This is a genomic window from Miltoncostaea oceani (genome assembly GCF_018141545.1).
Taxonomy (GTDB): Bacteria; Actinomycetota; Thermoleophilia; order Miltoncostaeales; family Miltoncostaeaceae; genus Miltoncostaea; species Miltoncostaea oceani.
Map to the genome: position 1 here is coordinate 2,422,471 of NZ_CP064356.1, position 26,701 is coordinate 2,449,171.

Genomic DNA, 26,701 nt, shown 5'->3' on the forward strand with positions numbered 1-26,701 from the left:
TGGGGGATGCTCAACACATCGTGGGGCGCGACCACGCGCGCCTCGACGCCCTGGCGCGCGCAGCCAACGACGAGCGCAAGGCCCGCCAGCCTGAGCGCAAGCAGTTGGTTAGTGCCGCACATGAGGCGGGCGTTAACGTGCGAGAGATCGCCGAGGCGGCGGGGGGCTTTGGCACCAAGCCATCGCCGAGTTCCTGGAGCAATCATGCGCGTCGTCGTCGATGACGCTCGGGGACTGGCTGGAGCGCTGATGGGACGCTGAGGCGCACGGCGAAATGGCTCACCCACCGCCGAGCGCCTTTTCGGGCTTCGAGGCATCCCACCGTTGCAGGGAGTCGAGCGGCCAGGGGCAGAGCCTCCGGCCAGGCGACCTTCTCTCGGTAGCCGTCACGCCCGATCAGACATGACCCAGGGTCCTAGACCGATCTGCGGCAACTTGTGCGGCACTTTGGGTGCAAAGACTCTGAGAACCCCATCGGGACGCCCGGATTCGAACCGGGGACCCCCGCCACCCAAAGGCGGTGCGCTACCAGGCTGCGCCACGTCCCGAGGGGCCCAGCGTAGCCGACGCGCCTCCCCGGACCGCGGTCCGGGGAGGCGCCGGGATCACGCGGCGGGCGTGTCCCCGTCGCGGGCCGGCGCGTCGCCGGGCTCCACGGTCGCGGCCATCTGGGCCTCGGCGAGGACGTTCGAGAACTCGACGGCCTCGCGGTCGGGGACGAGGGCGGGGACCGGCGGGGCGAGGGCGCCCTCCGCGCCGAACGGGTGGCGGAAGCACCACGCGACGATCGCGTCGGCGGTGGCGGCGTCCATCCCGTCGAAGTCGACGCCGAGCATCCAGCCGTCACCGGCGCGGTCGGGGGTGATCGTCGCGACGCGGCCGCTGACCTCCATCGGGCCCTCGTCGAGGAGGAGCACGAGCCGCAGGGCCTCCCCCACCGTCCGCTCCTCGCCCACCCAGAGGCGGGCGCCGTGGCGGCTGAGGTCGGCGAGGCGGCCCGCGAGGGAGGCGAGCTCGTCGCCGTCGGCCGCGTACGCCGCGTGGACGGCGACGGGGAAGCGGTGCGAGCGGCGGCGGTGGTGGACGCCGCGGGCCCACAGGACGACGTAGGTGATGAGGGCGACGTTCACGAGGGCCCAGAGGGTGGTGAACGTCGAGGCGCCGGCGCTGAGGCGGCCGGGCAGGTCGAGGACCTGGGCGGCGGTCTGGTAGCCGATCGCCGCGACGGTGAAGACGCCGACCGCGATCGGGACGCGCAGCGCGCGCGCGACCGGCGAGCCACCCGCGCGGGCGCCCTTCGGCGTGACCTTGAAGCCGCCGCCGCGGCCACGCGGCAGGGCCGCCATCGCGCGGAGGTAGGCCTCGATGCGCACCACGGAGTACCGCTCGCCCTCGAGCACGCGGTAGTGGCCGCGGGTGAGGGCCTTCGAGGCCGTCGGGATGAGGATGAGCTGCGGCAGGAAGACGGCGAGGTAGAGGGCGGGGTTCGCGTCGATCGGCACGGCGCCCGTCGCGAGGACGACACCGGGGACGAGCAGGCCGATGAGGCGCTGCGGGCCCTCCAGGAAGTGGAGGCAGCTGGCGCTGTACTCGATGCGCTGACGCCATGTCAGGCCCCGCTTGAACAGGGGCGTGTCGAGCCGGAGCATCTGCAGCGACCCGCGGGCCCAGCGGCCCCGCTGGACGACGAACGCGCCGATCTCCTCGGGGGCGAGGCCGAGCGCCATGACCTCGTGGTGGTAGACGACCCGCCAGCCGAGGGCGTTCATCTTCAGGCTGGTGTGGGCGTCCTCCACGACGGTGTCGGTGGCGACGCCGCCGACCTCCATCAGCGCCTCGCGCCGGATGAGCGACGGGCACCCGCACCAGAAGGCCGCGCCGTGGCGGTCCTTCCCGCGGCAGATGACGTCGAAGAAGATGCTCTGCTCGTTGCGCATCGGGTCGTCGTCGGCGGCGCGGGGGTGGCCGAAGCCGCGGTTGTAGAAGGCCTGGGGGGCCTGCACGACCGCGACGCGGGGGTCGGCCATGTGGCCGAGCATCCGCTCGATCAGCTCGGGGCGCGGCACGTGGTCGGCGTCGAGCGTCACGACGAACTCCGCCGACACGTGCTCGAGGGCGTGGTTGATGTTGCCGGCCTTCGCGTGCGTGCGGGGGGCGGGGCGCGACAGGTAGTGCGCGCCGAGGTCCCGGCACATCTCCTCGACCCAGGGGCGGCCGCCGTCGTCGAGCACCCACACCTCGGGGTCGACGTCGTTGCGGATCGCGAGCGAGCCGACGACGGTCGGGCGCAGGACGTCCTCGTCCTCGTCGAAGGTGGCGATGAGGACGGCGACGGTGCGGCCCTCCAGCGGCGGCGGGGTCTCCCGATCAGACAGGCGCCAGCACGAGAACGCCAGCATCAGGAGCATCGTGAAGCCGTAGGTCTCGGTCACCACGAGCGGGATCCCGATCCACAGGGACGACCCCCCGAGGGTCCAGCCCCAGCGCCACGTCAGGTACGCGGCGGCCGCGGCCAGCGCCAGGATGACGACGGCCTGGGTCGGGCGGGAGGCCCGCGCAAGCCGTGGCGTCACGCCGTGGGCGGGGGTGGTCGTCTCGTCCGTGGTGACGTCGGGCATCCGTGCCGTCCTCGTGTCGCCCCGGTTGCGCCGGGGGTCGCACGGGCTCTATCGGCGCGTGGGCCGCCGACTTGCGCGACCCGCCACCCCGTCCCGGACGCGACGTCCGGACGGGACCTCCGTCAGGGGGTGGCGGAGGCCCGGCGGGCCAGGTCCAGCGCGTACTCGGGCCACCAGGTGCCGGCCTCGGGACCGCCGTTGCACGTGCCGTCCGACTCGCCGGGGCGCTTCACCCACAGGTAGGCGTCGATCAACGGGTCCCCGGTCTCGGTGCTCGGGGCGGCGCCGAGCGCGCGGCCCGGCGGGTTGCACCACTCGCCCCGCTCGTGCGGGCCGTTGCCGTTGCGGCTCGTGTCGATCACGAAGTGCGCCCCGGCGGTGCGGCGCGAGATGGCCCGGCCGTACGCCGCGACCCGCTCCGTGGTCTCGAAGCCCGACACGTTGAGGGAGAAGCCGCGGGAGCGGGCGACGCCGGCGGCGCGCAGCCGCTTCGCCATCAGCGGCGCCGGGACCCAGCCGGGGTTGCCGGCGTCGATGTAGACGGCGGTGCCGCCCGCGGCGGTCAGGCGGTCGACGGCCGCGGACATCATCCGCGTCCGCTCGAGGCGGGCCGAGCGGGGCAGGCACCCCATGCCGGCGAGGGCGTCGGGTTCCAGCACGACGGTGGCGGGTCCGGCGCCGATGCCCCGGGCGACCTTGTCGATCCACCGCAGGTACGCGGCGGGGTCGCTCGCCCCACCGTGGGAGTGCTGGCCGCAGTCGCGGTCGGGGATGTTGTAGGCCACCAGCACCGGCACGGTGCCGTTCGCGCGGGCGGCGCGCATGCGGCGCGCGACGACGGCGCGGACGTCGGTGTGCCAGTCGCCGAGCCAGAGACCCTGGGGCTGCTGGGCGATCCACCGGATGAGGGCGGCGTCGGCGGGGCGCGCACCCGTCCAGCTCTTCGCCTGCGTCGACGCGGAGCCGCCCGGCTCGACGTAGAGCGGCTGGTCGCGGAGCGGGTTGACCCGCCGGGCCGCGGTGACGCGGCTGCTACGGGCGGTCAGCACGGCGGCTCCCCGGGTCAGCGCACCGGTCTCCCGCGCGTTCGCCTCCACCGGCGTCGCGGCGGTGGCCGGCAGCGCGCCGGCAGCCGTCAGCGCCAGCGCACCTGCCACGAGGGCGAGGGCGAGCGTCTGGCGTGGGCGCCGGGCACGGCGCTGTCGTCGGAGGGTCACGGTGAGGGCGTGGAGGGCACGTGGCGCCACTATCGGCATCCGTCGCGCGGACTCAAGCCTATGGAAACCTCACATCGCGTGTCGGCCCCCCGGGTGTCCCCCTCCGGCCGGACCCGCGCCTCAACTGGGCTCCCCCCGATGCCGAGGACGGTGGGGATGAGCGACCCCTGGCGCAGGAGACTGATCGGCGGAGGCGTGTCGGTGGCGGTCGCCGTCGTCGTCGGCGTCGTCCTCGCGGTGCCGTGGCTCGCCCAGCGCGCCGACTCGTCGGAGGCCGCGGCGGACCCGTCCGCGGCGGTCACGCAGTCGGTGACGACGCCGGTCCCCGGCCCGGAGCGTGACGTCGCCGAGCCCCGCCGGGCGCTGCTCCCCCCCGAGGACGGCGTCTACCTCGGCGTCTCCAACTTCCGCCTCGTCACCGACAACGGCGCCGTGCGGGTGTGGTCGGAGCAGAACGGCGCCCGCCCCGCCATCGTGAACTGGTACCAGCAGTGGCTCACCGGCGAGCGGCGGTTCCGCCCCGACTGGGCGCGCCGGGTGGCGCGCACGGGGGCGATCCCCATGATCACGTGGGAGCCGTGGAGCGCCCCCGAGGGTGAGCGCCACACCCCGGTCCAGCCGGACATCTCCCTCGCCCGCATCGCCGCCGGCGACCACGACGGGATCGTCCGCGCCTGGGCCCGCGACATCGCGGCGTACGGGCAGCCGGTGATGATCCGCCTGATGCACGAGATGAACGGCAACTGGTACCCGTGGGGCGTCCACGTGAACGGCAACGCGCCGGCCGACTACGTGGCGGCGTGGCGGCACGTCCACCGGATCTTCGACGCCGCGGGCGTCGACAACGTCAGCTGGATCTGGTCGATCAACAACCTCGAGCGCATCGACGGCGAGGACCACGAGATCAGCGCCTACTACCCGGGCCGGAAGTGGGTCGACTGGGTGTCGACGAGCGGGTTCAACTGGGGTGAGGCGTACTCGTGGAGCTCGTGGCGCACCGCCGACCCCCTCTACGGCGACACGTACCGCGAGCTGTCCCGCTTCGACAAGCCGATCATGATCTCCGAGATCGGCACGACCGACATCGGCGGCGACGCCCGCCTGTGGATCCGGCAGACGTTCCAGCGCCTCCGGACCGGCTACCCGAAGCTGCGCGCGGTGCTCTGGTACGACGACATCGACGCCGCCGGCCTCGACTTCCGCCTCCACGGGCAGACGGCGGGCGCCCTCGCCCAGCCGGGCGCCCTCGGGAGGGACTGGCTGCGCACCCCGGTGCTGCGGAGGCTCGCGCCCTAGCTGTAGTTCCCACGGACGTTGTTGAGGAGGGCGTCCATGGGGGTCAGGCCGCCGAGGGCGGTGTGGGGTCGGCGCCGATTGTAGGTGTCGACCCACGCCGCCAGGCAGGCCAGGCGTTCGGTGTTCGAGCGATACAGGCGTAGGTAGGCCCACTCCTCGATGAGGGTCCGGTTGAACCGCTCGACCTTCCCGTTGGTCTGGGGCCGGTAGGGCGCGATCACGACATGGCGCGCCGCCAGATCGGCCAGGGCACCGCGAAAGTCCGCCGAGCGGCAATAGGCCAGGGCCCGGTCGGTCATCACGCCCTCGATCACCACGCCGTGACGGGAGAGGAAGGCGGCGGCCCGGCGCAGAAACCCGGCGCACGTCGCCGCGCGCTCGTCGGGGTGCACCTCGACATAGGCGAGGCGGGTGCAGTCATCGACGGCGGCGTGCACGAAGTCCAGATGGCGTCCCGTGCGGGCCTGGTTGGGCCGGCCGGCCTGGCGGCCAAGCAGCCGGTGGCCGCCCCCGTCGGGGATGCGCGCCAGCCGCTTGACGTCGATGTGCACGAGCTCTCCCGGGCGCTCGCGCTGGTAGCGCACGATGCGGCGGGTGGGCCGGTCGAAGTCGGAGAGGCGGCTGTGCCCCGCCCGCCGCAGGATCGCATAGACACTCGAGCGGGCGATCCCCAACGCATAGGCGATCCGGTGCGGACCCCAGCGGCGCTCTGAGCGGAGCCCGAGGACGCGCGCGACCCGCGCCGAGTCGGCCTGGTGGGGGCAGCGGTGCGGGCGCGAGCTTCGATCCTCGAGTCCCTTGAGGCCCTCGACACGGAAACGCGCCCGCCACTTGTAGGCGGTGGCCGCCGAGACCCCCATCGACTCGGCGGCCACCCGCACCGGCCACCCCAGCACCTCGATCCGCTCGACCAACAGCATCCTGCCAAGCGGCGTCAGCTTCGCCTTACGATGAGCCACGAGGGCCTCCTTCGGTTGGAACCTCGACAGCTCTAACCGTCTCGGAGGCCCTCGCCCCTCAACAACCTTCCTGGGAACTACACCTAGCGCACCGGCGGGGCGGGGGGAGCGACCTCGGCGGGGTCGTGGGCGAGCGGGAGCTCGGCGGGCGGGTCGTTGCGCGTCGCCCACAGGGACGCGAGGACCGACGTGCCGAGCACCACCACCACGGCGCCGAGGGTGATGTAGACCGGCGGGTGGTAGACGTCGGACAGGAGCATCTTCGTGCCGACGAGGCCGAGCACCACCGCGAGGCCGTAGTTCAGGTACTTGAAGCGGGTCAGCATCCCGACGATCACGAAGTACATCGCGCGGAGGCCCATGAGCGCGAAGACGTTCGCGGCGAGGACGATGAACGCCTCGTCGGTGACGGCGAAGATCGCCGGGATCGAGTCGATCGCGAAGACGACGTCGGTGCTCGCCACCACCAGCAGCACCGCGAAGACGGGGGTCGCGAGCTTGCGGCCGCCCTCCCGCACCCACACGCTGTTGCCGTGGTATTCGCTGGTGCTCGGCACGAAGCGGTTGACGAGCAGCAGCAGCTTGTTGCGGCTCGGGTCGACGTGGTCCCCGGTGCTCCGCGCGAGCCGGTAGGCGGTGAACACGAGGAACGCCCCAAAGATGTAGATCACCCAGTGGGCGGCCCCGAGGGCGACGGCCCCGATCGCGATGAAGATGCCGCGGAAGACGAGGGCGCCGAGCACGCCGAACAGGAGCACCCGGGGCTGGACCTCCACCGGGACCGCGAAGTACGTGAAGATCACGGCGAAGACGAACAGGTTGTCGATCGAGAGGCTCCACTCGATCAGGTAGCCCGAGAGGTACTCGCCGGCGGCGGTCCCGCCCTGGGTGGCGCCCATGATCCCCGCGAACGACAGGCCGAGCGCGATCCAGCACGCGCTCCAGAGGGCCGCCGTCCGCACGCTGACCGCCTTGCCGCCGCGACCGAAGACGAGCAGGTCGATCGACGCGAGTACGGGCACGGCCAGGATGAGGGCGATCCATGCCCAGATGGGCGGTTCCATGGGACTCCTCCGACGCGGTCGGGTGGGCCGAGCGCCGAAAGGTCTCCCCCAACCCCGCCGCGGTGGACGGGGCCGGCGTCACCGGGCCGTGGGCCGTATTGACGATGACGCCGTGTCGGGGTACTCCCCTCGCGGACCGGGGGATCCTAGCGCGCCGGGTCGCCGTCACCGGGTCGCGCCAACCTTCGGCGGCGGGCGGTGTCGGTGAGGTCATGAGGATCGCCGAGATCTCGATGCTGCCCTCCGGCCCGGCGGCGCCCGCCGCCATCCGCGCGACGATCGACGCCCTGTCGGTCCTGTCCGCGGACGTGCGCGCCGACATCCGCCTGCTGGCGTCCCAGCTCGCCACGTCGCCGGAGGTGATCGGGCGGGCCCGCGACGGGGCCGTCCTCGGTCTGCGCATCGACCGGCGACCCGGGATCGTGCACGTCGAGCTCGAGGCCCACCGGACGGCGTCGCCCCGCGACCAGACGATCGCCGTCGCCGCCGGCCCGTGCCTGCTCGCGCGTGTCTGCGCCCGGTGGGGCATGGTCCACGACGGCGCCACCACCGTCGCGTGGTTCGAGATCGACGACCCCCCGGTGGCCGCGCCCTCGTTGTGCGCGGTCCCCCAGGTGCCCGCCGCCGCGGCGACCGGCTAGCCGCGGCCTCCGCGGCCGGCCGGGGGACCGGACCCGGCCGCGGCGGTGGGCGCACCCGACCCCGAGGGTGGCCCGGCCTGGGCCGGGGATGCGGGCGCCCGCGCCGTCGAGGGCGGTGAGGACGAGGAGCCGCCACCCCCGGAGGGGGCGGAGCCGGAGCCGGACGATGAGCCGGTGGTCGCGGGCGGACCGGTGCCGGCGGGCTGAGCCGCGTTCGCCGGCGGACCGGCGTCGGCGGGACGACCGGCGTTCGCCGGCGGCCCGGCGTCGGCGGGCGGACCGGCGCTCGCGGGCCGGCCGGCGTCGGCGGGCGGACCGGCGTCCGCGGGGGGACCCGCACCAACGGGACGACCGGCGTGCGCGGGCGGTCCCGCCCCTGCGGGCGGGCCCGCATGCGCCGGCGGTCCCGCATGCGCGGGCGGCCCGGCTCCTGCGGGCGCTCCGGCGTGGTCGGGCGGTCCCGCGCCCGTCCGGGCGGGGCGGCCCTCGCCGCCTCCGGTGGCGGGACGCGGACGCACCACGCGGGTCGCGACGGGGGCGGCGGCCGGCGCGGGATCGGCGGCGGTCGCGGTGGCGGCGGGGGTGGTGGCCGCGGCCGGGACCGCGACGGGTGCCGCCGCCGCGTCCGGCCCGGGGGTGGGATGCGGCGTGGCGGCCGCCACGACGGGGACGGCCGGTGTGCCGGCGACCCCGGAGGGCGGTGCCACCCGCGTGGCGGGCGTCGTCACCGGGGCTGCGGGTCGCGGCGCCGCGATCGGGGCGGCGGACGTGCCCGGGACGGTCGTGGCGTGCGTGTGCGCCACGGGCGCCGCCGGGGCGGACGGGCCGCCGGAGGAGATCGCGGGCAGGGTGACCGCGCCCCCGCCGATCACGGCGACGCTCACGAGGGCCGCCACCTTCGCGCCGACGCCGCCGGCCCCGGCGAGGACCGACAGGCCCGTGACCGAGGAGCCGCCCGTCGCGGCGCCCGAGGCCGTCACCGCCGCGCCCGACGACGTCGCCGAGCCGATGATGTGGGCCGCCGTCAGGGCGGGGACGCCCGCCATCGCGGCGAGGTCGGTCTGGCGGCGGCCGATCGCCCCCTGGAAGCCGGCGCACGCGGCGCAGGTGCTGAGGTGGCTGCGGAGGCGGCGGGAGCGGATCACGCGGCCGTCGCCGTCCGAGACCGTCCGCCGCACGTCGGCGCAGGGGAGGTCGCGGCCGAGGTCCATGTCGTGGAGGGCCTCGCGGGCCTCGCGGATGAGGTGCTTCGCCGTGCCGGTCGTGGCCCCCTCGCCGAGCTTGTCGGCGATCTCGCGGTGCGACATCCCGCCGAGCTCGCGCAGCAGCAGCGCGGTGCGGGGCCGCTCGCCGAGGCTGCCGAGGTCCTCGCGCAGGCGCCGCATGCGGTCCCGCGACTCGCTCATCGCCTCGGGCTCGGAGCCGGGGTCCGGGGTGTCGGCCTCGAGCGACGTCCACGGGGGACGGTCACGGACGAGGTTGAGGCAGGTGTTGCGGGCGATCCGGTAGAGCCATGGCCGCAGGGCGATCGGTGTCGTCCCGCGGGAGAGGGCCCGGTGCGCCTTCAGCATCGTCGTCTGCAGCGCCTCCTCGGCGTCCTCCGCGGAGCCCGTGATGCTCCAGCAGTACCGCTGCAGCGGGTCGCGGTAGCGGGAGAACAGGTCCTCGAAGGCCCGTTCGTCACCGGCGCCGACCCGCACGGCGAGCGCCCGGTCGCGGGCGTCCGGAGCGGTACCGGCCAGGAGGGGCTGCGCAGGGCGCGGGGTGGGGTTCACACGTGTCTCGCCGGTCCGGATGGGGCACGCGCCGCGGGTGCGGCGGGGGGGTGGAATCGCCAATCTATGCCAGCGGCGCGCCCGGTCCCACTACACGAACGGATAGGCGGATGTGTCGTTCCGGTCGCCGCGTGCCGATCGAAGCGGGACGACGCGGCCCCGCGGGGTCGTGTCGCCTCATCCATGGAAGGAGAACGCATGAGACGGACCCTCAGCGCGATCGGGGCGCTCGCCGTGATCGGGACGATCGCGGTGCCCGCCCTCGCCGGCAACGGCGGAGGCGTGGCGCAGATCGAGATCTGCCACGCCACCTCGTCGGCGACGAACCCCTATGTGCTCATCCACCCCGCCTCGCCGGCGGTGGCCCACGCGCACGTGAAGCACCACGACGGCGGCGACGTCGTCCCGCCCTTCGAGTACAAGGGCAAGACGTACTCGTCGAACTGGGACGCCGACGGGCAGGCACTGCTCGCCCGCGGCTGCGTCGGCCCGCCCCCCGGTGGGGGCGGAGGCGGCGGGGAGTTCTGATCCCGGTGCCGGGGTGGTCGCAGGCACGCGGTCACCCCGGCTCCCGGGCCCCCGGCGTTGTGAGGTTTCCGTGATGCCCGTCACGTCCCGCCGTCCCGGAGCCGATGAGGACGTCGCCTCCGCACAGCGAGATCGAGGAACCGGACCCATGACGAAGACACCACTCCTGTTGGCGCTGTCGCTCGCGCTCGTCGCCGCGCCCGCCGCCGTCGCCCACCCGGACGCACCCGGTCACCACGGCGGGGACCGGGCCGGGACGCCGCCGCCCGCGAAGGACGGGGCCACGAAGGCGAAGGACCGGTCGAAGGCGAAGGGACCGAAGGGGACGCTGCACCTCACCCAGGCGTGCGTCGTCTCCGGCGCGACCGCCACCGGCGTCGAGGTCGGACCGCTCAGCGTCAACCGCCACATGCGCGACGCCCTCGCCGGCGCGACGTCCCTCACGGCCGCGATCGACGACGCCACCGTCGTCCGCCTGGTCGGCCGCGCGCGGCACCTGCCCGAGGGCAGCACCCCGACGCGGGCGCCGAAGGTCGGCTCGTTCGCCGACCTCGCCGCCGGGGACCGCGTGACGGTCCGCATCCGCGCACCGCGCGGCACCTCCGCGGCGGACCTGCCTGCGGCGTTCAGCATCATCGACCACGGCCCGTCGAAGCGCTGCGCCGTCCCCGTGACGCCGCCCGCCGACGACCCCGCGGACCCGGTGGACCCCGGCCCCGCGCTCTGAGCTGCGTGCTCCCGGCGCCACGGCGCCGGGAGCAGTTTCAGCGTCGCGCAGCGACCCGGGGAACTCGCATCACACGCGACGCCGCCCACCGCGTCGATCCGGGGCGGCTCGCCCGGATCCGCACCCCGGTGAAGCCGCGGTCGCGGAAGCGGACGCGGACCCGCGAGGACCGGTTGAGGGTGACCCGGACCACGGGCCGCCACGCCCCGCCGCGGAACCCCTGGACGGCGACCCGCGTCCTCCCGCCGCGCACCGACACCGTCAGCCGCAGCGTGAAGACGCCACGCACCAGGCGGAGCCGGGGCTTACCGAGGGCGACCCGTTTGCCATTCGACTGGAAGACCGCCTTCTGGGGTGGCCGCGCGGCGGACGCCGGCAGGGCCGGCGGGAGCGGCGCGCGCGTGCCGCCGCCCGCCGGCGAACCCGGGCCCCCGGTCTCGACCGCCAGGGCTCGGAGCGCGGCATACGCCGGCTTGGGGGTGAAGTCGAACCGGGTGAGCCCGTAGTTCGCCTCGATGGTGTCGCGCACCTCCTTGTCCCGCAGGGCGAACCAGTAGAGACGTTCGACGTTGAGGTACCGACGCATGTACGTGAAAGCGCGGGTGAGGTAGTCGGCCTGCTGTGCATCTGACACACACAACGCCCGGCCCGGCGACGGCGTGCACGTGCTGTAGCTGTATTCGACGACCCAGATGCGACGGCCGGGGTCGACCTGGTCGAGCAACGACTGCAGGTCGAGGATCGACGAGAGGTTGCGCTGCGGGAATCCACGACCCGGGATCGGTGGGCTCTCGGGCTCCACCGACGGGAAGAGCATCCAGCCGAGCACGTCGAAGCTGCCGCGCATGCCCGCGGCGTAGGCGTCGCGCAGGAACGTGAACGAGCCGTCCTTGCTGTACACGGTCCCCGACACCACGATCCCCGTCGGGTCACCGCGCTTGATCGCGGGATAGACGGCCTGCTGGAGCCGCGCGAACAGGACGGGGTCCTCGGGATCCCAGAAGTCCGGCTGATTGACCTCGTTCCACGGGGAGTACGCGTCGATGCCGGGCCCGAGCCCGCGCGCGACCGCCTCAAAGAAGGCCGCGTACGCCGGGAGGGCGTCGGGACGCGGCGGCACGTTCCCCTTGTTGTTGGCGACGCGGCCATCCGTCGCCCAGGTCGGCGCCCCCGTGAACTGCACGAAGGTCTTCAGTCCGATCGAGTGCGCGTACCGCAGACGCGCGTCGAGCCGACGCCAGGCGGCACCCCCGGCCCCATCGGGCCCCGGGACGGTGTCGGCCGTCGGCTGCAGGCCGGCCCATCCGGACGGGAGGCTCACCCACGGGACGCCGGCGGCCTTCACCGCGTCCATCTCCCGCTGGTAGTCGTCGCCGGTGGCCAGGACGCGGACGCCGGCATCGGCGACGACCGGTGCCCCGACCGCACCAGCGGCACCCACGAGGAGGCACAACGTTCCGATGACGACTGCGGCGAGGTTCTTCATCCGGCGACGCTAGCGCAGTCCGCGCCGGATTCACCCGCCCTTCGACCAAGCCGTGACGTGTGATTCCTATTCGTGCGTACAGGTGCGTCGCGCCAACCTTTCATCTTTTCTGGGTCCTACAGACACAGCCGACCGAACAGGGACGTATGGGGACGATGATCCGCGAGCAGCCGCTGACCGAGACGCTTGGATCTCCGGGTCCGGCGGCGCTCCGATTCCGTCTGGGGATCCCGCGTTCGCGACTCCTGTTGCTGTGGGACATCGTCACGACGGCGGCGGCGTTCTCCCTTACGACGCGGATCGACGGCCTCAGTCCCACGCCCGCAGGTGCCGTGGCGTCGGACGACACGAGCCTGACGGGCACGTTCGAGCCCGCGGCGATCGCATTCGTGGCCTTCGCGCTGATCGGGCTGGCGATGATCCGCGATCGCGAGACGGGCCTCGGTGGGCGAGTCAGCACGATGTTCCGGCTGGGCGCGATCGCCGGAGTGTCGCTGTGGGCGACGCTCCTCACGGCGTCGGCGGCCGGGTGGGCCGTCGACCTCGATCAGTTCCTCGTCATCTCGCTGACCCTGCCGGTCGCATGGATCGTGGGCCGCCTACTTCTCGACCGTCCCCGGCGCGAGAGGGTGCTGCTGCTGGGCAGCGGGAAGGTCGCCTCGCACCTGACGGCGCTCGCGCTCCGCCACCCCGAGAGCCGCTTCGACGTCATCGGCTGGCTCGACGACGAGCCGGGGGAGGACGAGGAGAGCGCGCAGGCCGTGATCGGGCGCCTCGACGACCTCCCCCGGATCCTCGTGGAGGGCCAGGTCGATCGCATCGTGGTGTGCTTCTCGATGGCGAGCGACGCGCGCATCGCCGCGGTCCTCCGCGACGCCGACGCGTACCGCGTGAACGTGGACGTGGTCCCGCGCATGTTCGATCTCGTCGGGCCCGCCACGGAGAGTCGCCTGATCGGCGGACTCCCGCTCCTGTCGGTGACGGGTGGCCGGCAGAGGATCAGCCAGGGGATGGCGAAGCGGGCGTTCGATCTCGCCGCGGCGAGCGTCCTCGTGGTCCTGACGCTCCCGGTGATGGCGCTCGTCGCCGTCGCGGTCAAGCTCGACTCGCCCGGCCCCGTCCTCTACCGCTCGGCTCGGCTCGGACGGAGCGGCACCACGTTCTCGATGCTGAAGTTCCGGACGATGAGCGTCGGGGCGGACGCCGCCCACGGCGACCATGCGGCAGACCTGCTGGGTGGGCACCTCAAGCGCCCGGACGACCCGCGGGTGACCCGCCTCGGCCGCATGCTGCGTCGTTTCAGCCTCGACGAGCTCCCCCAGTTGCTGAACATCCTGGGCGGCTCGATGAGCCTCGTCGGTCCCCGTCCCGTGCTGCTCTCGGAGGCCCAGGGCATCGAGGGGTGGGCGAGCCGCCGCCACAACGTCCGTCCGGGCGTGACGGGCCTCTGGCAGGTGCTCGGTCGCAGCACGATCCCCTGGCACGAGCGGATGCAGCTCGACTACACGTACGCCCGCCACTGGTCGATGGGCTTCGACATCAAGATCCTGGCGAGCACGTTCGTCGCCGTCGTCTCGCGCCGGGGGGCGTTCTGATCCGGCGGGTGGTCCTGGCGGCCGTGCTCGCGATCGGGTTCGCCACCGCGCCCGCCGTGGCGCAGGACGACCTCGACCCGGTCGCGCGCTGCGTCCGGGACAACCTCATCCGGTACGCGCCACCCGACCGGGCCGTCGTCGACCAGTACCTGAGCCTCGAGTCGGCGTGCCGCGAGAGGATCGAGAGCCAGGGCGGCGCCGAGGTCGAGGTCACGCCGGGCGGCGCTGGTGGCGGAGGCGGCGACAGCAGCGGCGGCGACGGCGGAGGTGCCGCGGGCACGCCGTCCGTCGGGGGCGCCGACGGGGTCCCCGTCCCCGACCGAGGCGAGGCCGGCGCCGGTGGCACCACCCCGGCGGACCCCGCCGTACCGACGGGGACCCCGAGCGCGCGACCCGCGGTCCTCGCGGCGCTGGGCGACGCCGACACGGCGACGCCGGCGAACCCCACGGCCCTGGTCGACGGCCCGCCCTGGCTCCTCGCGCTCATCGGCGGCGCGATCGTGTCCGTCGCGGGGGCGGCATGGTTGGGGGTGCGATCGCGCCCGCGGTGACCGGCTCCCCCACGCTCGTCAGCGAGGCCGAGTCCTCGGCATCCGCGAGCGATCGCACCCGGTCCGTCGCCCTGCTGGTCGCGAGCACCGCGCCGCTGGTCGTGGCCCTCGTCCTGTCGTATCGCGACGGCGGCTACTTCACGACGTCGTGGGGTGGCGCCGCCATCGTCGTGCTCGCGCTGGTCGCCGCAGTCGCGGTCGCCGTCCGGACGTCGGCGGGGGGCCCTCTCGGGTGGGTCGCCGCGGGCGGGTGGGTGGCCTTCGCGGTCTGGCAGGGACTCTCGGGGCTCTGGTCCGACGAACCGGCGGCGAGCACCGCGGCGATGGGTCTGACGCTGCTCTACGCGGCGTCCTTCATCCTCGTGCTCCTCTCCTCCCGCGGCGCGACGACCCTACGCAGACTGGTCGAGCTGAGCATGCTCGTCGTCGTCCCGGTGACGGTCAGCGCCCTCGGCGCACGTCTCGTCCCCGCGATCTTCGCAGAGGAACAGCACGGACGGTTGTCGACGCCGATCTCGTACTGGAACAACCTGGGCCTGCTGTTCGCGTTCGGCTTCGTCGTCGCCGTCGGGATCGCGGCCGACGGGACCCGCCGGTGGCCGCTGCGGGCCGCCGCGGCGGCCACGATCCCGATGTTCCCGCTCGGCATCCTCTTCGCCCAGTCGCGTGGCGCGCTCGTCGCCCTCGTGGTCGGCGCCGCCGTGCTCGTGGCCCTGACACGCGGGAGGATCGCGACCTCCTGGATGCTCGCCGCCGCGGCCGCCACGTCGATCCCCCTGCTGGTCCACGCCAACGCCCAGGAGTCGCTGACGATCGGGCGCGTGCTGCAGGAACCCCACGACGCCGAGGGACGGCGCGTCGTCGTCGTCCTCCTGATCGGCGCGGCTGCATGCGCCCTCGCCTCCCTGGTCGTCGTGCGCCTGGGTGACGCCGTCGCCCCGGGCCGTCGTCGACTCGTCGTCGGTGGGGCGCTCGTGACCACCCTGGTCGTCGTCGCAGCGGCGGCGCTGATCGCCCGCCCACCCGACGGCGGACCCACGGCCTGGGCCGACCGGCAGTTCGAGTCGTTCAAGCGCTACGACCCGCGTGCCCGGGACAGCGCGACCACCGTCGCCGACCGACTCGCGGTGGCCGCCGGCTCGGGCCGATGGCAGAACTGGGCCGTCGCGGCCGACCAGTTCGCGGCGTCGCCCGTCGCGGGCACGGGAGCGGGGGACTACCGCTTCCGCTGGGCCGCCGAGCGCGACATCGACGTCAACGTGCGCAACGCGCACTCGCTGTACCTGGAGGTGCTGGGCGAATCCGGCCTGATCGGCCTGCTGCTGCTGCTCACGCCGGTCGCCGCCGTGGCGACCGGGACGGGCCTCGCCCTCCGCCGCGGCCCTCCCGCCGCGCTGGCCCGCGACCTAGGCATCGCCGCGGCGGCCGGGTCCGCCGTGCTCGTCCACCTCGCCGGCGACTGGGCGTGGCAGATGCCGGCCGTCGTGCTCCCCGCCGTCGTGCTCGGCGCGGCGGCGCTCGCGGCGGCGACCACCGACGCGTCCGCGGCGCGCGTGCTCCCCCGTCCCGTCGCCTGGTCGATGGCGGCGGTCGCCCTGGCCGCCCTCCTCGTCGTCGCCGGAGTCGTCGGTGGCGCGGAACGTCTCGACGAGGCGCGGTCCCAGGCCGCGCGGGGCGATCTGGCGACGGCGCTGGAGTCGGCACGCCGGGCCCAGGACCTCGACCCCCAGGGGCCTGCGGCGATCCAGCTCGAGGCGAACATCAGGGCCGACCTGGGTCAGGCCGATGAGTCGGACGCGGCTTTCGCGCGAGCGGTCGGCGCGTCACCCCACGACTGGACGATCCTGGCGGACTGGGCGTCGGCCCTGCTCCGACGGGGCGACGTGATCGCCGCCCGGCCCCTCGTCCGCCGCGCCATCCGGCTGAACCCGCGCGAACCGCGGTTGACGCTGCTGCGGCGGGACGTGGGCCTGTGACGCACCGCCTAGCGCCAGAGTCCCCGCCGGCGTCGCGGCGTGGACGGACGGGAGGGGATGCCTTCCCCGGCGACGATCGCGGCGGGCACGTCGTGTGTCATCCATCGAGCGACGGCGGGGTCCCCCACGGCCTCGGCCGCGGCGGCCATACCGACGGCGCGCACCCCGGGCATGTGGGCGTCGCTGGCGATCACATGTGCGAGGCCGAGGTCGAGCAGCCGCCGCGCGGCGGTCGCCGCACGGCGCCCCAGCCGCCGGTCGACGGACGCGGCGGTCAACTGGATGAGGGCTCCCGCCTCGACGAGAGGGCCGATCCGCTCCGGGCGCGCCTGAACGTCGGCGTTGCGCTCCGGGTGGGCGATGACCGCGGTCACGCCGCTCCCGCTCAGGCGCTCGATCTCGGACGGCAGTGGGAGCGGCCATCCGTCGTACGGGAACTCGACCAGGACGTAGCGTCCCGCCCCCCCGAGGCTGAAGCGCGCCATCGTCCGGGCGTCCATCGCCATCAGCTGCTCGAGGGCGACCTCGCCACCCGTCCACAGTTCCAGCGGCACCCCCTCGGAGTCGAGCGCCGCCCGCACCCGATCGACCGCGGATTCCATACGTTCGGGGGGTGTCGGGTAGTCGTGCCGGACGTGAGGCGTCGCTACGATCGCCGTGATCCCGTCACGTACGGCGTGACGCGCGAGCTCGACGCTGTCGTCCATGGTGCGCGCCCCGTCGTCGAGTCCCGGGAGTATGTGGCTGTGGATGTCGATCAATCTCGTCTTCCCGGTACCGAAGAGCCCGTCGTCAAACTGAAGCACGGGAGCCGCTGATGGAGACCGGACGCGAGTCGAGCCTCTCCGAACCCCTCGCACTCAAGCGCATTCTGGCGATCCTGCGCCGGCGGTGGTGGATCGTGGCACTCGCCGCCGTCATCGTCCCGGTGGTCGCGGTGTTCATCTCGTCACGGCAGGACCCGGTCTACCAGTCCAGCGCGGACGTCCTGATCAACCAGCAGAACCTCGCGGCGGTCCTGACGGGGACCACCGACTTCTCGATCTCACGCGACCCGGCGCGCATCACCGAGACCCAGGCGCGGATCGCCCGCTCACCCGAGGTCGCCAAGCTCACGGTCGAGACGGTCGGCGTGCCCGAGCTGGGCGCCGGCGGGCTGCTCGGCTCGTCGTCGGTCACCCCCGACAGCAAATCCGACCTGCTGACGTTCAGCGTGTCCCAGGGCGACGCGGATCTGGCGGGGCGCCTCGCGACCGAGTACGCCCGCCAGTACATCGCCTACCGGCTCCGTCTGGACACGTCGGCGATCGCCGAGGCCCGGACCGAGCTGGCGGGTCGCATCGCGGAGGTGAGAGCCGAGGGCGGCTCCGACGCCCTGCTGACCGAGCTGACGGGGAACCTGCAGACCCTCCAGACGCTGAGTTCGTTGCAGACGTCGAACGCCGTGATGGTCCGCGAGGCGGGCAGCGGGAGCCAGACCTCACCGAACCCCCGCCGCAACGGCCTGCTCGGGTTGGGGCTCGGCCTGATCCTCGGAGTCGGCCTGGCGTTCCTGCGCGAGTCGCTCGACAACCGCGTCCGCAGCGCCGAGGAGATCAGCGACCGCCTCGGTCTGACCCTCCTGGCCCGTCTGCCCGAGCCACCCCGACGCATGCGCACCACCAATCGGCTCGTGATGATGGACGACCCGGGGAGCGTCCAGGCCGAGGCCTTCCGGATGCTGCGCACGAACCTCGACTTCGTGAACGCCGACCGGCGGGCTCGGACGATCGCCGTCACGAGCGCGGTCAACGACGAGGGCAAGTCGACCTCGGCCGCCAATCTGGCCGTCGTCCTCGCCCTTGCCGGGAGCCGCGTCATCCTCGTCGACCTCGACCTGCGGCGGCCGACCGTCCACCGGTTCTTCGGGCTGCCGGACCGTCCCGGCGTGACCGATGTCGCCGTCGAGGACCTGGACCTCAGCGAGGCGCTGGTCGACGTCCCGCTCGAGCTGGACGACCGGTCGAGCGCGGTGCCGCGCAACGGCGCCCCGGGTCACCGGCCCGGCCTGGCGGTGCTGCCGAGCGGGCCGATCCCCCGCGACGCCGGCGAACTGGCCGCGAGTCGTGCGCTCGGGTCGCTGCTCGCACGCCTCCGCGACCAGTGCGACGTCGTGATCATCGACACGCCGCCCCTGCTGAGGGTCGGAGACACGATGGCCCTGAGCGTCTACGTCGATGCCCTGGTGATCGTCGCGCGGATGAACGTGGTGTCGCGGCCGATGCTCGCGGAGGTCTCGCGGCTGTTGCGCCGCATGCGCGCGGTGAAGCTCGGGGTGGTCGTCACCGGCGCGCAGACCGGCGACGCGTACGGCGGCGCCTACTACGGCTACGGCCAGAAGGAGGCCCTCGCGGCCCCGCCCCGCGAGCGCTCGCCGCGATGACCGGCGCCACGGGGGCGCCGGGCGGCCGCCACGCGGCGGCGGCTCGGCCCACGCCCCTGATGCTCGGGATGGGGTGGTTCCCCGACCAGCCCGGCGGTCTCAACAGGTACTTCCGCGACCTGCACACGGCCCTCGCGGCCGACGGCACGACGGCGCCCTCCGTCGTGATCGGCCCCGCCGACGACGCGCCGGACGAGGTCCGTGCGGTGTCGGGCAACCACGCGCCGCTCCCCGCACGGGTCTGGGGCTACGCCGCCGCAGCCCGTGCCCGGGCCGCGGACGCGGGGCTCATCGACGCCCACTTCGCCCTGTACGGCCTCGCGGCGGTGCGGATGCCCGGGCTCCGCAGGCTCCCCGTCGTCGTGCACTTCCATGGTCCGTGGGCGGCCGAGGGACACGCCACCGGCGCCGCTCGGAATGTCGCCGTCAAACGCATCGTCGAACGCCTCGCCTACCGGCGCGGGCGCCACTTCATCACCCTGTCGCGCGCCTTCCGGCAGACGCTCGTCGAGACCTACGGGATCGCCCCGTGGCACGTCTCGGTCGTGCCGCCGGGGGTCGACCTCGATCGGTTCACCCCGGGTGACGGCGGCGAACGGGCCCGCCTCGGCGTCCCGGAGGACGCATGGACGGCCGTGGTCGCCCGACGCCTCGTGCCCCGGATGGGTATCGACGTCCTGCTCCGCGCGTGGGCGGCCCTCGGGGACACGGACGACGGCCGACGCCTCCTCACGATCGTGGGGGACGGTCCGCTGCGCCCCGAACTGGAGCGACTCGCCGCCGACCTCGACGTCTCGTCGAGCGTGCGCTTCACGGGACGTGTCACCGACGAGGCCCTGCGCGACTGGTACCGCGCCGCCGATGTCTGCGTGGTCCCCACCGTCGCGCTGGAGGGGTTCGGGCTGGTCGTCGTCGAGGCGCTCGCCTGCGGGACGCCGACCGTCGTCTCCGACGTCGGGGGACTCCCCGAGGCGACCGCGGGCCTCGGTGGCGCCGTCGTGGTGCCGGCGGGCGACGGAGGCGCGCTCGCGGACCGGCTCGGCGCCGCCCGCGACGGCAGCCGTCCGCTGCCGGCCCCGGCCGAGTGCCGGGCCCACGCGGAGCGCTTCGGGTGGGATGTCGCGGTCGCGACCCACCGACGCATCTACGAGGCGGTCACGCGTGGCACACCGAGGACACGGGCGCGGGTGGTCTTCCTGGACCACTGCGCCGCGTTGTCGGGTGGCGAGCTCGCCCTGGCCCGGACGATTCCGGCCCTGGAGCGGGTCGACGCCCACGTGATCCTCGCGGAGGAGGGTCCCCTCGTCGAACTGCTGCGCGACCGCGGCATCTCCGTGGAGGTGCTGACGATGGACGAGGACGCACGTGGCCTGGGGCGTGGGAGGGTGACGCCGGGTGGCGTGCCCCTCGGTGCGGCGTGGGCGTCGGCCGCCCACGTCGCCGCCCTGGTCCGCCGACTGCGGCGGCTGCGGCCGGACCTCGTCCACACGAACTCCCTGAAGGCGGCGGTCTACGGCGCGGCCGCCGGGCGCGTCGCCGGTGTCCCCGTGATCTGGCACGTACGTGACCGCATCGCGGCGGACTATCTGCCCGCCGCCGCCGTCCGCCTCATCCGGGGGATGGCGCGGACCCTGCCGAGCGCGATCATCGCCAACAGCGAGACCACCCGGGCGGAGCTGCCGGCGGTGTCGTGCCCCGTCGAGGTGATCCCGAGTCCCGTCCCGGCCGCGGTGGCGTCGCCGGCGGACCGCGACGCGGGGGAGCCCTTCCGGGTCGGACTCGTGGGTCGGATCGCGCCGTGGAAGGGGCAGCACCTCTTCATCGACGCCTTCGCGCGCGCGTTCGGCGAGGGTCGCGAGGAGGGGGCGATCATCGGTTCGCCCCTCTTCGGTGAGGAGGAGTACGCACAGGAGGTGCGGCAGGCGAGCGCGCGGCTCGGTCTGGGCGACCGCGTCTCCTTCCGCGGGTTCCGCGAGGACGTCCCCGCCGAGCTGGCGCGCCTCGACGTCCTGGTGCACGCCTCGACGATCCCCGAACCGCTCGGGCAGACGGTGCTCGAGGGGATGGCGGCCGGTCTCCCGGTCGTCGTGCCCGACGCGGGCGGCCCGGCGGAGGTCGTCATCGACGGCGCGAACGGCATGCACTACCCCCTCGGCGACCCCGCCGGTATGGCGGATGCGCTGCGGCGGCTTCGCGACGACCACGGCCTGCGCAGCCGTCTGGGGGCGGCGGCGCCGGCCGCGCTGCACCGTTTCGCGCCGGAGGTCGTGGGCGCACGGATCGAGGCGCTGTACGCGCGCGTCCTGGACACGGGGCCCGGCCGGTCCGCATGAGGGTCGCGATCGTCCACGACTACCTGACGCAGCGCGGAGGCGCGGAACGCGTGGTGCTGGCGATCGCCCGGGCCTTCCCGGACGCCCCGATCCACACGTCCCTCTACGACCCGGACGGCACGTTCCCCGGGTTCGCCGATCTCGACGTGCGCCCGTCGGCGATCGACCGGCTGCCGGGGCTGCGACGCCACCACCGCCTCGCGTTCCCGTTGCTGGCGCCGACGTTCTCGCGGATGCGGATCGACGCCGACGTCGTGATCTGCAGCTCGAGCGGCTGGGCGCACGGCGTCAGCACCACCGGGGGCAAGCTCGTCTACTGCTACAACCCGGCCCGGTGGCTCTACCAGGCGCACCAGTACAGCCGGCGCCTGAGCCTCACGCGGCTCGCGGGATCGCTCCTCGGGTCGCCGCTGCGATCCTGGGACCGGCGGGCCGCCAGGTCCGCGGACGCGTACGTCACGATCTCCACCGTCGTCCAGCGGAGGATCGAGGCGGCCTACGGCATCAGGGCCACGATCCTGCCCCCTCCCCCGGGCCTCGACGCCAGGGGGCCGGCACGGCCCGTCCCCGGCCTCGCGCCGGGTTTCGTACTCTGCGTGTCGAGGTTGTTGCCCTACAAGAACGTGGATGCCGTCGTCCGTGCGTTCGCAGGGATGCCGGACGAGAGGCTGGCCGTCGTCGGGGACGGTCCCGATCGAGTTCGACTCCGCTCCCTCGCCGGTCCGAACGTCGACCTGCTCGGAAGCGTGGACGACGCCACTCTCCGGTGGCTCTACGCGAACAGCCGCGGTGTGGTCGCCGCGTCGTATGAAGATCTCGGCCTCACCCCCATCGAAGCGGCGGCATTCGGCCGCCCCTCCGCCGTCCTCCGCTGGGGCGGGTTCCTCGACACGGTCGAGGAGGGCCGGACGGGCGTCTTCTTCGATCGACCCGATCCGGAGGCGATCGCCGACGGAGTGCGACGCATCCTCGCCCGGCAGTGGGCCACCGCCGACCTCGACGACCTGTGCGAGCGTCACGCGCCCTCCGCGTTCGAGCGCGCGATGCAGGGTGCGGCGCTCGCGGTCGCCGGCGCCCCCCGAGCCGAATCGCGCCCGTGACCCGCCTCCGGGGAACGCGCGGGGCCCGGCGGGGCGCCGGCGTCGTGCTGATGGCGGGCCTCCTGCTCCTCGGGGCGTTCGGCACGCACGCGGTGGGCCAGCAGATACCGATCCCGCCGGCGCCCGACGCCCCTCCGATCCCGACGCCGCCCCCCGACCCCGACCCGGTGCCGCCCCCCGCGCCGAACCCCATCCCCACGCCGACGCCCGCGGCCCCCGCTCCGGCGACGCCCGCCCCCTCTCCGCCGGCCACGTCCCCGGCCCCCAGCGGACCCACGGCCGCCGAACGCGCCGCGGCGGCCCGGCGCGCCGCCCTACGGCGCGAGAGGGCACGGGCCCTCGAGGCCCGGCGACGCGCGGCCGCAGAGCGCAGGGACCGGCGCGCAGCCACCCAGGCGGATGTGGTGGCCGCATCCCTGATCGGGACCGCACGCGCGGTGCCCCGGACCACGGAAGCGGCGGTAGCCGACGCGTCGGCGAACGACGGGGACGATTCGGCGGGTGTCGGCCGCGCGATCGTCCTCGCGGCACTCAGCTTCGCGTTCGTGTGCTCGATCGCGCTCGGGATCGCCGCCGCGGTCCGCCGTCGGACCACCCGCGACGGCGACCCGACGGTCCGCACGCGTGCGGGACCGGGCCTCGCCCGCAGAGTCGCCGGGCGACCCATGGTGACCACGTTCGCCACCACGGCGGCGATGCTCGGGGTCAACCTGGTGACGGGCGTCATCATCGCGCGAGCCCTCGGGCCGGACGGCCGCGGCGAGGTCAGCGCGATCCTCGCCCTTCCCCAGACCCTCGCCTGGCTCTTCGCGTTCGGGGCCTTCCAGGCGATCGTCTACCACCAGTCACGGAATCCGCGCGACGCGCCCTCCGTCCTCGGCACCTGGCTCGCGGTGACCATCCCGCTCGGACTGCTCGCCGTCGTCGTCGGCGAAGTGCTCGTACCGGTGCTGCTCGGGGCCCAGACCCCGGACGCGATCGCGCTGGGGCGCGTGTACGTCGGCCTCACCCTCGTGACGCTGTTCTCATCGGTGTTCCTCGGCATCGTCCTGGGCGATCGGGAGTTCGGCTTCTACAACGGGATACGCCTGTGCCAGTCCCTCGGGATCGCCGCCGGCTATCTCGTGCTGTGGCCGCTCGGCGCCCTGACGGTCGGTGCCGCGCTCGCCGTGACCGCAACCGTGCTCCTCATCTCGCTGGTGGTCGTCGCCGCGAAGGTCGTCCGCCGCCACGGCGTGACGCGCCCCGACCGGGGACTGCTCCGGACGACCGGCTGGTTCGGCGTCCGTGCCCACGCGACCGACCTGAGCGGCGTCGGCAACCTCCGCCTCGACCTCACCGTCATCCCGGCGTTCCTCGTGGCCACCCAGGTCGGGCTCTACGCCGTCGCCGCGACCATCGCCGGCATCCTCATGTCCCTCGCGGGCTCCACCGCAGCCGTCGTGCTGCCGACGGCGGCCCGTGATCGGGCGGGGGCACCACGGGTCGTGGCGCGAGCGGCGGTCGCGGCCCTCGGTGTCTGCGGCGCGATCGGCGCGGTCCTGTGGATCTTCGCTCCGTACGCGATCGAGTTGGTCTACGGGGACGACTTCTCCGGCAGCGTCGAACTGCTCCGCATCCTGATCCCGGGGGCCGTCCTCTTCGGAGCGGCGGGGATCGTGGGCCAGGGGCTGACAGCCCTGGGCCGGCCCTTCACCGCCGCCGCCGGCCAGCTGGTCGGTCTCGCGATCACCGTGATCGGCCTCCTCCTCCTGCTCCCCGACGGAGGGGTACGCGCCGCGGCCTGGGTGTCCCTCGGCGCATATGCGGCGGTCTTCCTCGTGACCTCCGTGCTCTACATCGTCGTCGCGCGCCGCGGCGCCGTGGCCGAACCACACGGTGTCGGAGCGGCACCTGCGGCGGTGGAGCACGCACGGCCGAGGCGGGCCGCCCGGGAGCGCCCTGCACCGGGCCCGGCTCCCCTGGCCGCCGCCCGGGCGTTCGCACGGGCCCACCCCGGTGCCCGCGACACCATCGCGTTCGCGCTCGGGCTCGTCGCGATGGCGTTCGTCGTCGGTGCCGCCGTCGCCACCGAAGGGAACGCCCGGGTGGCGATCGTCGGCGCCGTGCTCGCGCTCGTCGCGGGGCTCGGTGTCGCCTCATCCCGGCTCCTGCTGCCCGCGCTCGTCGTCTGGCTCGCCGGCCTCGGCCTCCTGCGCCGGATGGTCACCGAACTCATCGAACCGACCGCCCAGGATCTCCTCCTGCTCGTCGGACCGACGCTCGTCATCGTCCTGGTGATCGGGACGCACCGCACGGATCGCACGATCCGCGACCGCCCCCTGTCGAAGCTGGTCGCGGTCTTCGGTGTGCTGGTGTTCCTGGCGGCGGTCAACCCCCTCGGGGGATCCCCCCTCGCGGGCGCCTCGAGCCTGCTCTTCGTCCTCATCCCCGTCCTGGGGTACTGGGTCGGGACACGCATCGACGACACGACCCTCCTCCGGGTGCTCGCCCTGATGGCGGGCCTCGGGGTCGTGACGGGCCTGTACGGGCTCTACCAGACGTTCAGCGGCTTCCCCTCGTGGGACCAGACCTGGATCGACACCTCCGGCTACGCCGCGCTCCGCGTCGGCAAGGACACCGTCCGCGCCTTCTCGACGTTCTCGTCCTCGTCCGAGTACACGATCTACCTCGCCATCGCGATCGTGGTCCTGCTGGCGTTCGCGTTCCGGCGCGCACGCTTCGTGCCGATCCTGATCGTGCCGTTGACGATGCTGGTGATCGCCTTGTTCTACGTGGGCTCGCGCGCGCCGATCTTCAAGATCGTGGCGGCGTTCGCGCTGATGGTCGCGGCATACAGGGGGATGCGCCTGGTCTCGGCTCTCGCCGTCGCGACGGTTCTGATCGTGCTGGTGCCCACGGTCGTCGCAGCCGTGGCCCCCGCCCAATCGGACAATGCGCTGGTGACGCGTCAGGTCGAAGGGTTGAGCAACCCCACCAGCTCGGAGGACTCGACGATCGGGTTCTACGTCGTCCTGCTGCGCGACAGCTTCGTCGACAGCTTCACCCAGCCTCTCGGCTCCGGTCTCGCCCGAGTCACGATCGCCGGCGACAAGTTCGGGGGGGAGACCTTGACGACCGAGACGGATCCGGCGACCGCCGCCGTGGCGATGGGGCTCCCAGGGCTCGCGGTGTTCCTCGCCATTCTCGGACTGGGTTTCGTGCGCGCCTACACGCTCGCGCGGCGTCGTCGGGACTTCCTCGCACTCGCCGGCCTCGGCATCCTCGTCGTCACCCTGCTCCAATGGCTCGCCGGTGGACAGTACGCGGTCGCTCTGCTGCCGTGGCTCGTGATCGGCTGGGCCGAGGCGCGGAGCCGGCCGCGTCGTTCTCGGCGCGCTGGCCACGCGCCGGTCGAGGTGGATGACCCCCACCACGCCGAGATGGTGGGCGCCCGATGACCGATGCCGGTCGCCGCGCCGGCGGGGACTCCCCCGCCGCCTCCTTCTCGGTCGTGGTGCCGACCCATGGGCGAAGCGGCCCTCTGCGCCTGTGCCTCCAAGCGCTCGGGGCGCAGGAGCGGCCCCCCGATGAGGTGATCGTGGCCCACGCCGGGGACGAGGCGGCGAGGGCCGTGATCGAGGACGAGTTCCCCTGGGTCCTACAGGCCGTCATCAAGAGGCCGTCGTACCTCGACGGGCTCCGCGCCGGGGCATCCCGCGCGACGGGCGACGTGATCTGCTTCACCGACGACGACGCCGCGCCGCGACCGGACTGGCTGGCCCGGGCCGCCGCCCGACTGGCGGACCCCGGCATCGGGGCAGTCGGCGGCCGCGACGTCCTGCGAGGCGTCGTCCCGGTGCCCGGCATCCCCGTGGGTGTGATCGGCCGGTGGGGCCGGCTCAGCGGCAACCACCACCTGGGTACGGGCGACGCGCGGGACGTCGACGTACTGAAGGGGGTGAACATCGCCGTCCGCCGAGATGCGCTCGCGTTCCCGCTCGACCTGGCGGGTGGCTCGACGCACCACCACTTCGAGGTCGCCCTCGGTCTCTGGGTGCGACGCCAGGGCCTCCGGGTGGTCTTCGACCCTCTCATGCTGGTAGAGCACGATCCGGCGGTCCGTGCCGACGGGAGCATCCGGTTCTCGGATGAGGCGACGCTGGCCGAGGCGTCGTGCTTCAACCTCGCCTACGGGATCCTGTCCCTGCGTCCCGACCTCCGCGTGCGCCGGTCGGCGTACGGCGTGCTGGTCGGCGACCGGGACGTGCCGGGGGTCGGCCGCGCGGTCGCTGCCCTCGTGGCGGGCGACCGTCGCGTGGTCCGCCGCCTCCTCCCGTCGCTGCGCGGCCAGGGCCGTGCGGCATGGCGGGTCGCCCGCAGGCGCCCGCTGCGCATGATCGCGCTCGACGGGCGCGTCCGCGTCCCGTGAGG

Annotated in this window: 20 protein-coding genes and 1 tRNA gene; 13 read left to right on the forward strand and 8 right to left on the reverse strand. The window is 74.0% G+C overall.

The window, feature by feature from the left end:
• Window positions 1-20: 20 nt before the first annotated feature.
• On the forward strand, window positions 21-224 hold the full coding sequence (locus tag IU369_RS12440) for a hypothetical protein (protein ID WP_217921301.1): 204 nt from the start codon (window positions 21-23) through the stop codon (window positions 222-224).
• Between the two features lie 250 nt (window positions 225-474).
• Here IU369_RS12440 and IU369_RS12445 read toward each other — a convergent pair.
• The 3 genes from IU369_RS12445 to IU369_RS12455 form a co-directional block, all read right to left on the reverse strand.
• Window positions 475-548 (reverse strand) — tRNA-Pro (locus IU369_RS12445).
• 57 nt (window positions 549-605) lie between these two features.
• A complete protein-coding gene (locus IU369_RS12450; RefSeq protein WP_217921302.1) occupies window positions 606-2,618 on the reverse strand; it encodes a glycosyltransferase family 2 protein in 2,013 nt (670 codons plus the stop codon).
• A 122-nt stretch (window positions 2,619-2,740) separates the two neighbouring features.
• Window positions 2,741-3,775: a glycoside hydrolase family 6 protein gene (locus tag IU369_RS12455; RefSeq protein WP_425516824.1), complete on the reverse strand. Its 1,035-nt coding sequence runs from the start codon at window positions 3,773-3,775 to the stop codon at window positions 2,741-2,743.
• Between the two features lie 216 nt (window positions 3,776-3,991).
• On the opposite strand from IU369_RS12455, the gene IU369_RS12460 reads away from it, so the two are divergent.
• Window positions 3,992-5,131, forward strand: a complete 1,140-nt coding sequence (locus IU369_RS12460) for a glycoside hydrolase family 26 protein (protein WP_217921304.1) — start codon at window positions 3,992-3,994, stop codon at window positions 5,129-5,131.
• Here IU369_RS12460 and IU369_RS12465 read toward each other — a convergent pair.
• Both IU369_RS12465 and IU369_RS12470 read right to left on the reverse strand, forming a co-directional pair.
• Window positions 5,128-6,090 carry an IS481 family transposase gene (locus tag IU369_RS12465; protein ID WP_217921305.1) on the reverse strand — a complete coding sequence of 321 codons (963 nt, stop codon included), beginning with the start codon at window positions 6,088-6,090 and terminating at the stop codon, window positions 5,128-5,130. The two genes, IU369_RS12460 and IU369_RS12465, sit on opposite strands and share 4 nt — an antisense overlap.
• Window positions 6,091-6,173: 83 nt before the next feature.
• Entirely contained in the window at window positions 6,174-7,154 is a 981-nt protein-coding gene (locus IU369_RS12470) for a TerC family protein (RefSeq protein ID WP_217921306.1), read from the reverse strand.
• Between the two features lie 212 nt (window positions 7,155-7,366).
• Here IU369_RS12470 and IU369_RS12475 point away from each other — a divergent pair, with 212 nt between their 5' ends.
• On the forward strand, window positions 7,367-7,795 hold the full coding sequence (locus tag IU369_RS12475) for a hypothetical protein (RefSeq protein ID WP_217921307.1): 429 nt from the start codon (window positions 7,367-7,369) through the stop codon (window positions 7,793-7,795).
• Here IU369_RS12475 and IU369_RS12480 read toward each other — a convergent pair.
• On the reverse strand, window positions 7,792-9,570 hold the full coding sequence (locus IU369_RS12480; RefSeq protein WP_217921308.1) for an RNA polymerase sigma factor: 1,779 nt from the start codon (window positions 9,568-9,570) through the stop codon (window positions 7,792-7,794). The genes IU369_RS12475 and IU369_RS12480 overlap by 4 nt on opposite strands.
• Before the next feature lie 198 nt (window positions 9,571-9,768).
• Here IU369_RS12480 and IU369_RS12485 point away from each other — a divergent pair, with 198 nt between their 5' ends.
• Both IU369_RS12485 and IU369_RS12490 read left to right on the forward strand, forming a co-directional pair.
• The gene (locus IU369_RS12485) at window positions 9,769-10,098 is read left to right on the forward strand and encodes a hypothetical protein (protein WP_217921309.1); all 330 of its coding nucleotides are present in this window, start codon (window positions 9,769-9,771) and stop codon (window positions 10,096-10,098) included.
• A 148-nt stretch (window positions 10,099-10,246) separates the two neighbouring features.
• Window positions 10,247-10,825, forward strand: coding sequence for a hypothetical protein (locus tag IU369_RS12490; RefSeq protein ID WP_217921310.1), 579 nt, complete (start codon window positions 10,247-10,249; stop codon window positions 10,823-10,825).
• Window positions 10,826-10,862: 37 nt separating this feature from the next.
• Here IU369_RS12490 and IU369_RS12495 read toward each other — a convergent pair whose 3' ends face one another.
• Entirely contained in the window at window positions 10,863-12,311 is a 1,449-nt protein-coding gene (locus IU369_RS12495; protein ID WP_217921311.1) for a glycoside hydrolase family 113 protein, read from the reverse strand.
• A gap of 248 nt (window positions 12,312-12,559) precedes the next feature.
• Here IU369_RS12495 and IU369_RS12500 point away from each other — a divergent pair, with 248 nt between their 5' ends.
• The 3 genes from IU369_RS12500 to IU369_RS12510 are packed head-to-tail and all read left to right on the forward strand — an operon-like array spanning window position 12,560 to window position 16,433.
• The gene (locus tag IU369_RS12500) at window positions 12,560-13,906 is read left to right on the forward strand and encodes a sugar transferase (protein ID WP_217921312.1); all 1,347 of its coding nucleotides are present in this window, start codon (window positions 12,560-12,562) and stop codon (window positions 13,904-13,906) included.
• Window positions 13,907-13,914: 8 nt separating this feature from the next.
• Window positions 13,915-14,457: a hypothetical protein gene (locus tag IU369_RS12505; protein ID WP_217921313.1), complete on the forward strand. Its 543-nt coding sequence runs from the start codon at window positions 13,915-13,917 to the stop codon at window positions 14,455-14,457.
• Complete coding sequence (locus IU369_RS12510) at window positions 14,454-16,433, forward strand: tetratricopeptide repeat protein (protein WP_217921314.1); 1,980 nt, start codon at window positions 14,454-14,456, stop codon at window positions 16,431-16,433. Before IU369_RS12505 ends, IU369_RS12510 begins: the two co-directional genes overlap by 4 nt.
• Window positions 16,434-16,441: 8 nt before the next feature.
• Here IU369_RS12510 and IU369_RS12515 read toward each other — a convergent pair whose 3' ends face one another.
• Complete coding sequence (locus tag IU369_RS12515; RefSeq protein WP_217921315.1) at window positions 16,442-17,194, reverse strand: tyrosine-protein phosphatase; 753 nt, start codon at window positions 17,192-17,194, stop codon at window positions 16,442-16,444.
• A gap of 56 nt (window positions 17,195-17,250) precedes the next feature.
• On the opposite strand from IU369_RS12515, the gene IU369_RS12520 reads away from it, so the two are divergent.
• From IU369_RS12520 to IU369_RS12540, 5 genes are read left to right on the forward strand one after another with little or no spacing between them, the layout of a single operon-like run.
• A complete protein-coding gene (locus IU369_RS12520; RefSeq protein WP_217921316.1) occupies window positions 17,251-18,855 on the forward strand; it encodes a tyrosine-protein kinase domain-containing protein in 1,605 nt (534 codons plus the stop codon).
• Complete coding sequence (locus IU369_RS12525) at window positions 18,852-21,188, forward strand: glycosyltransferase family 4 protein (protein ID WP_217921317.1); 2,337 nt, start codon at window positions 18,852-18,854, stop codon at window positions 21,186-21,188. Before IU369_RS12520 ends, IU369_RS12525 begins: the two co-directional genes overlap by 4 nt.
• A complete protein-coding gene (locus tag IU369_RS12530) occupies window positions 21,185-22,288 on the forward strand; it encodes a glycosyltransferase (RefSeq protein ID WP_217921318.1) in 1,104 nt (367 codons plus the stop codon). Before IU369_RS12525 ends, IU369_RS12530 begins: the two co-directional genes overlap by 4 nt.
• A complete protein-coding gene (locus IU369_RS12535) occupies window positions 22,285-25,728 on the forward strand; it encodes an oligosaccharide flippase family protein (protein WP_217921319.1) in 3,444 nt (1,147 codons plus the stop codon). Before IU369_RS12530 ends, IU369_RS12535 begins: the two co-directional genes overlap by 4 nt.
• Complete coding sequence (locus tag IU369_RS12540; RefSeq protein ID WP_217921320.1) at window positions 25,725-26,699, forward strand: glycosyltransferase family 2 protein; 975 nt, start codon at window positions 25,725-25,727, stop codon at window positions 26,697-26,699. Before IU369_RS12535 ends, IU369_RS12540 begins: the two co-directional genes overlap by 4 nt.
• Window positions 26,700-26,701 lie beyond the last annotated feature (2 nt).

What these genes read in the sequence shown, in the direction of transcription:
- IU369_RS12490 (WP_217921310.1), top strand. Translation starts at nt 10,247, where the DNA reads ATGACGAAGACACCACTCCTGTTGGCGCTGTCGCTCGCGCTCGTCGCC.
- IU369_RS12540 (WP_217921320.1), top strand. Translation starts at nt 25,725, where the DNA reads ATGACCGATGCCGGTCGCCGCGCCGGCGGGGACTCCCCCGCCGCCTCC.
- IU369_RS12475 (WP_217921307.1), top strand. Translation starts at nt 7,367, where the DNA reads ATGAGGATCGCCGAGATCTCGATGCTGCCCTCCGGCCCGGCGGCGCCC.
- IU369_RS12460 (WP_217921304.1), top strand. Translation starts at nt 3,992, where the DNA reads ATGAGCGACCCCTGGCGCAGGAGACTGATCGGCGGAGGCGTGTCGGTG.
- IU369_RS12525 (WP_217921317.1), top strand. Translation starts at nt 18,852, where the DNA reads ATGACCGGCGCCACGGGGGCGCCGGGCGGCCGCCACGCGGCGGCGGCT.
- IU369_RS12485 (WP_217921309.1), top strand. Translation starts at nt 9,769, where the DNA reads ATGAGACGGACCCTCAGCGCGATCGGGGCGCTCGCCGTGATCGGGACG.
- IU369_RS12530 (WP_217921318.1), top strand. Translation starts at nt 21,185, where the DNA reads ATGAGGGTCGCGATCGTCCACGACTACCTGACGCAGCGCGGAGGCGCG.
- IU369_RS12470 (WP_217921306.1), bottom strand. Translation starts at nt 7,154, where the DNA reads ATGGAACCGCCCATCTGGGCATGGATCGCCCTCATCCTGGCCGTGCCC.
- IU369_RS12520 (WP_217921316.1), top strand. Translation starts at nt 17,251, where the DNA reads ATGGAGACCGGACGCGAGTCGAGCCTCTCCGAACCCCTCGCACTCAAG.
- IU369_RS12495 (WP_217921311.1), bottom strand. Translation starts at nt 12,311, where the DNA reads ATGAAGAACCTCGCCGCAGTCGTCATCGGAACGTTGTGCCTCCTCGTG.
- IU369_RS12450 (WP_217921302.1), bottom strand. Translation starts at nt 2,618, where the DNA reads ATGCCCGACGTCACCACGGACGAGACGACCACCCCCGCCCACGGCGTG.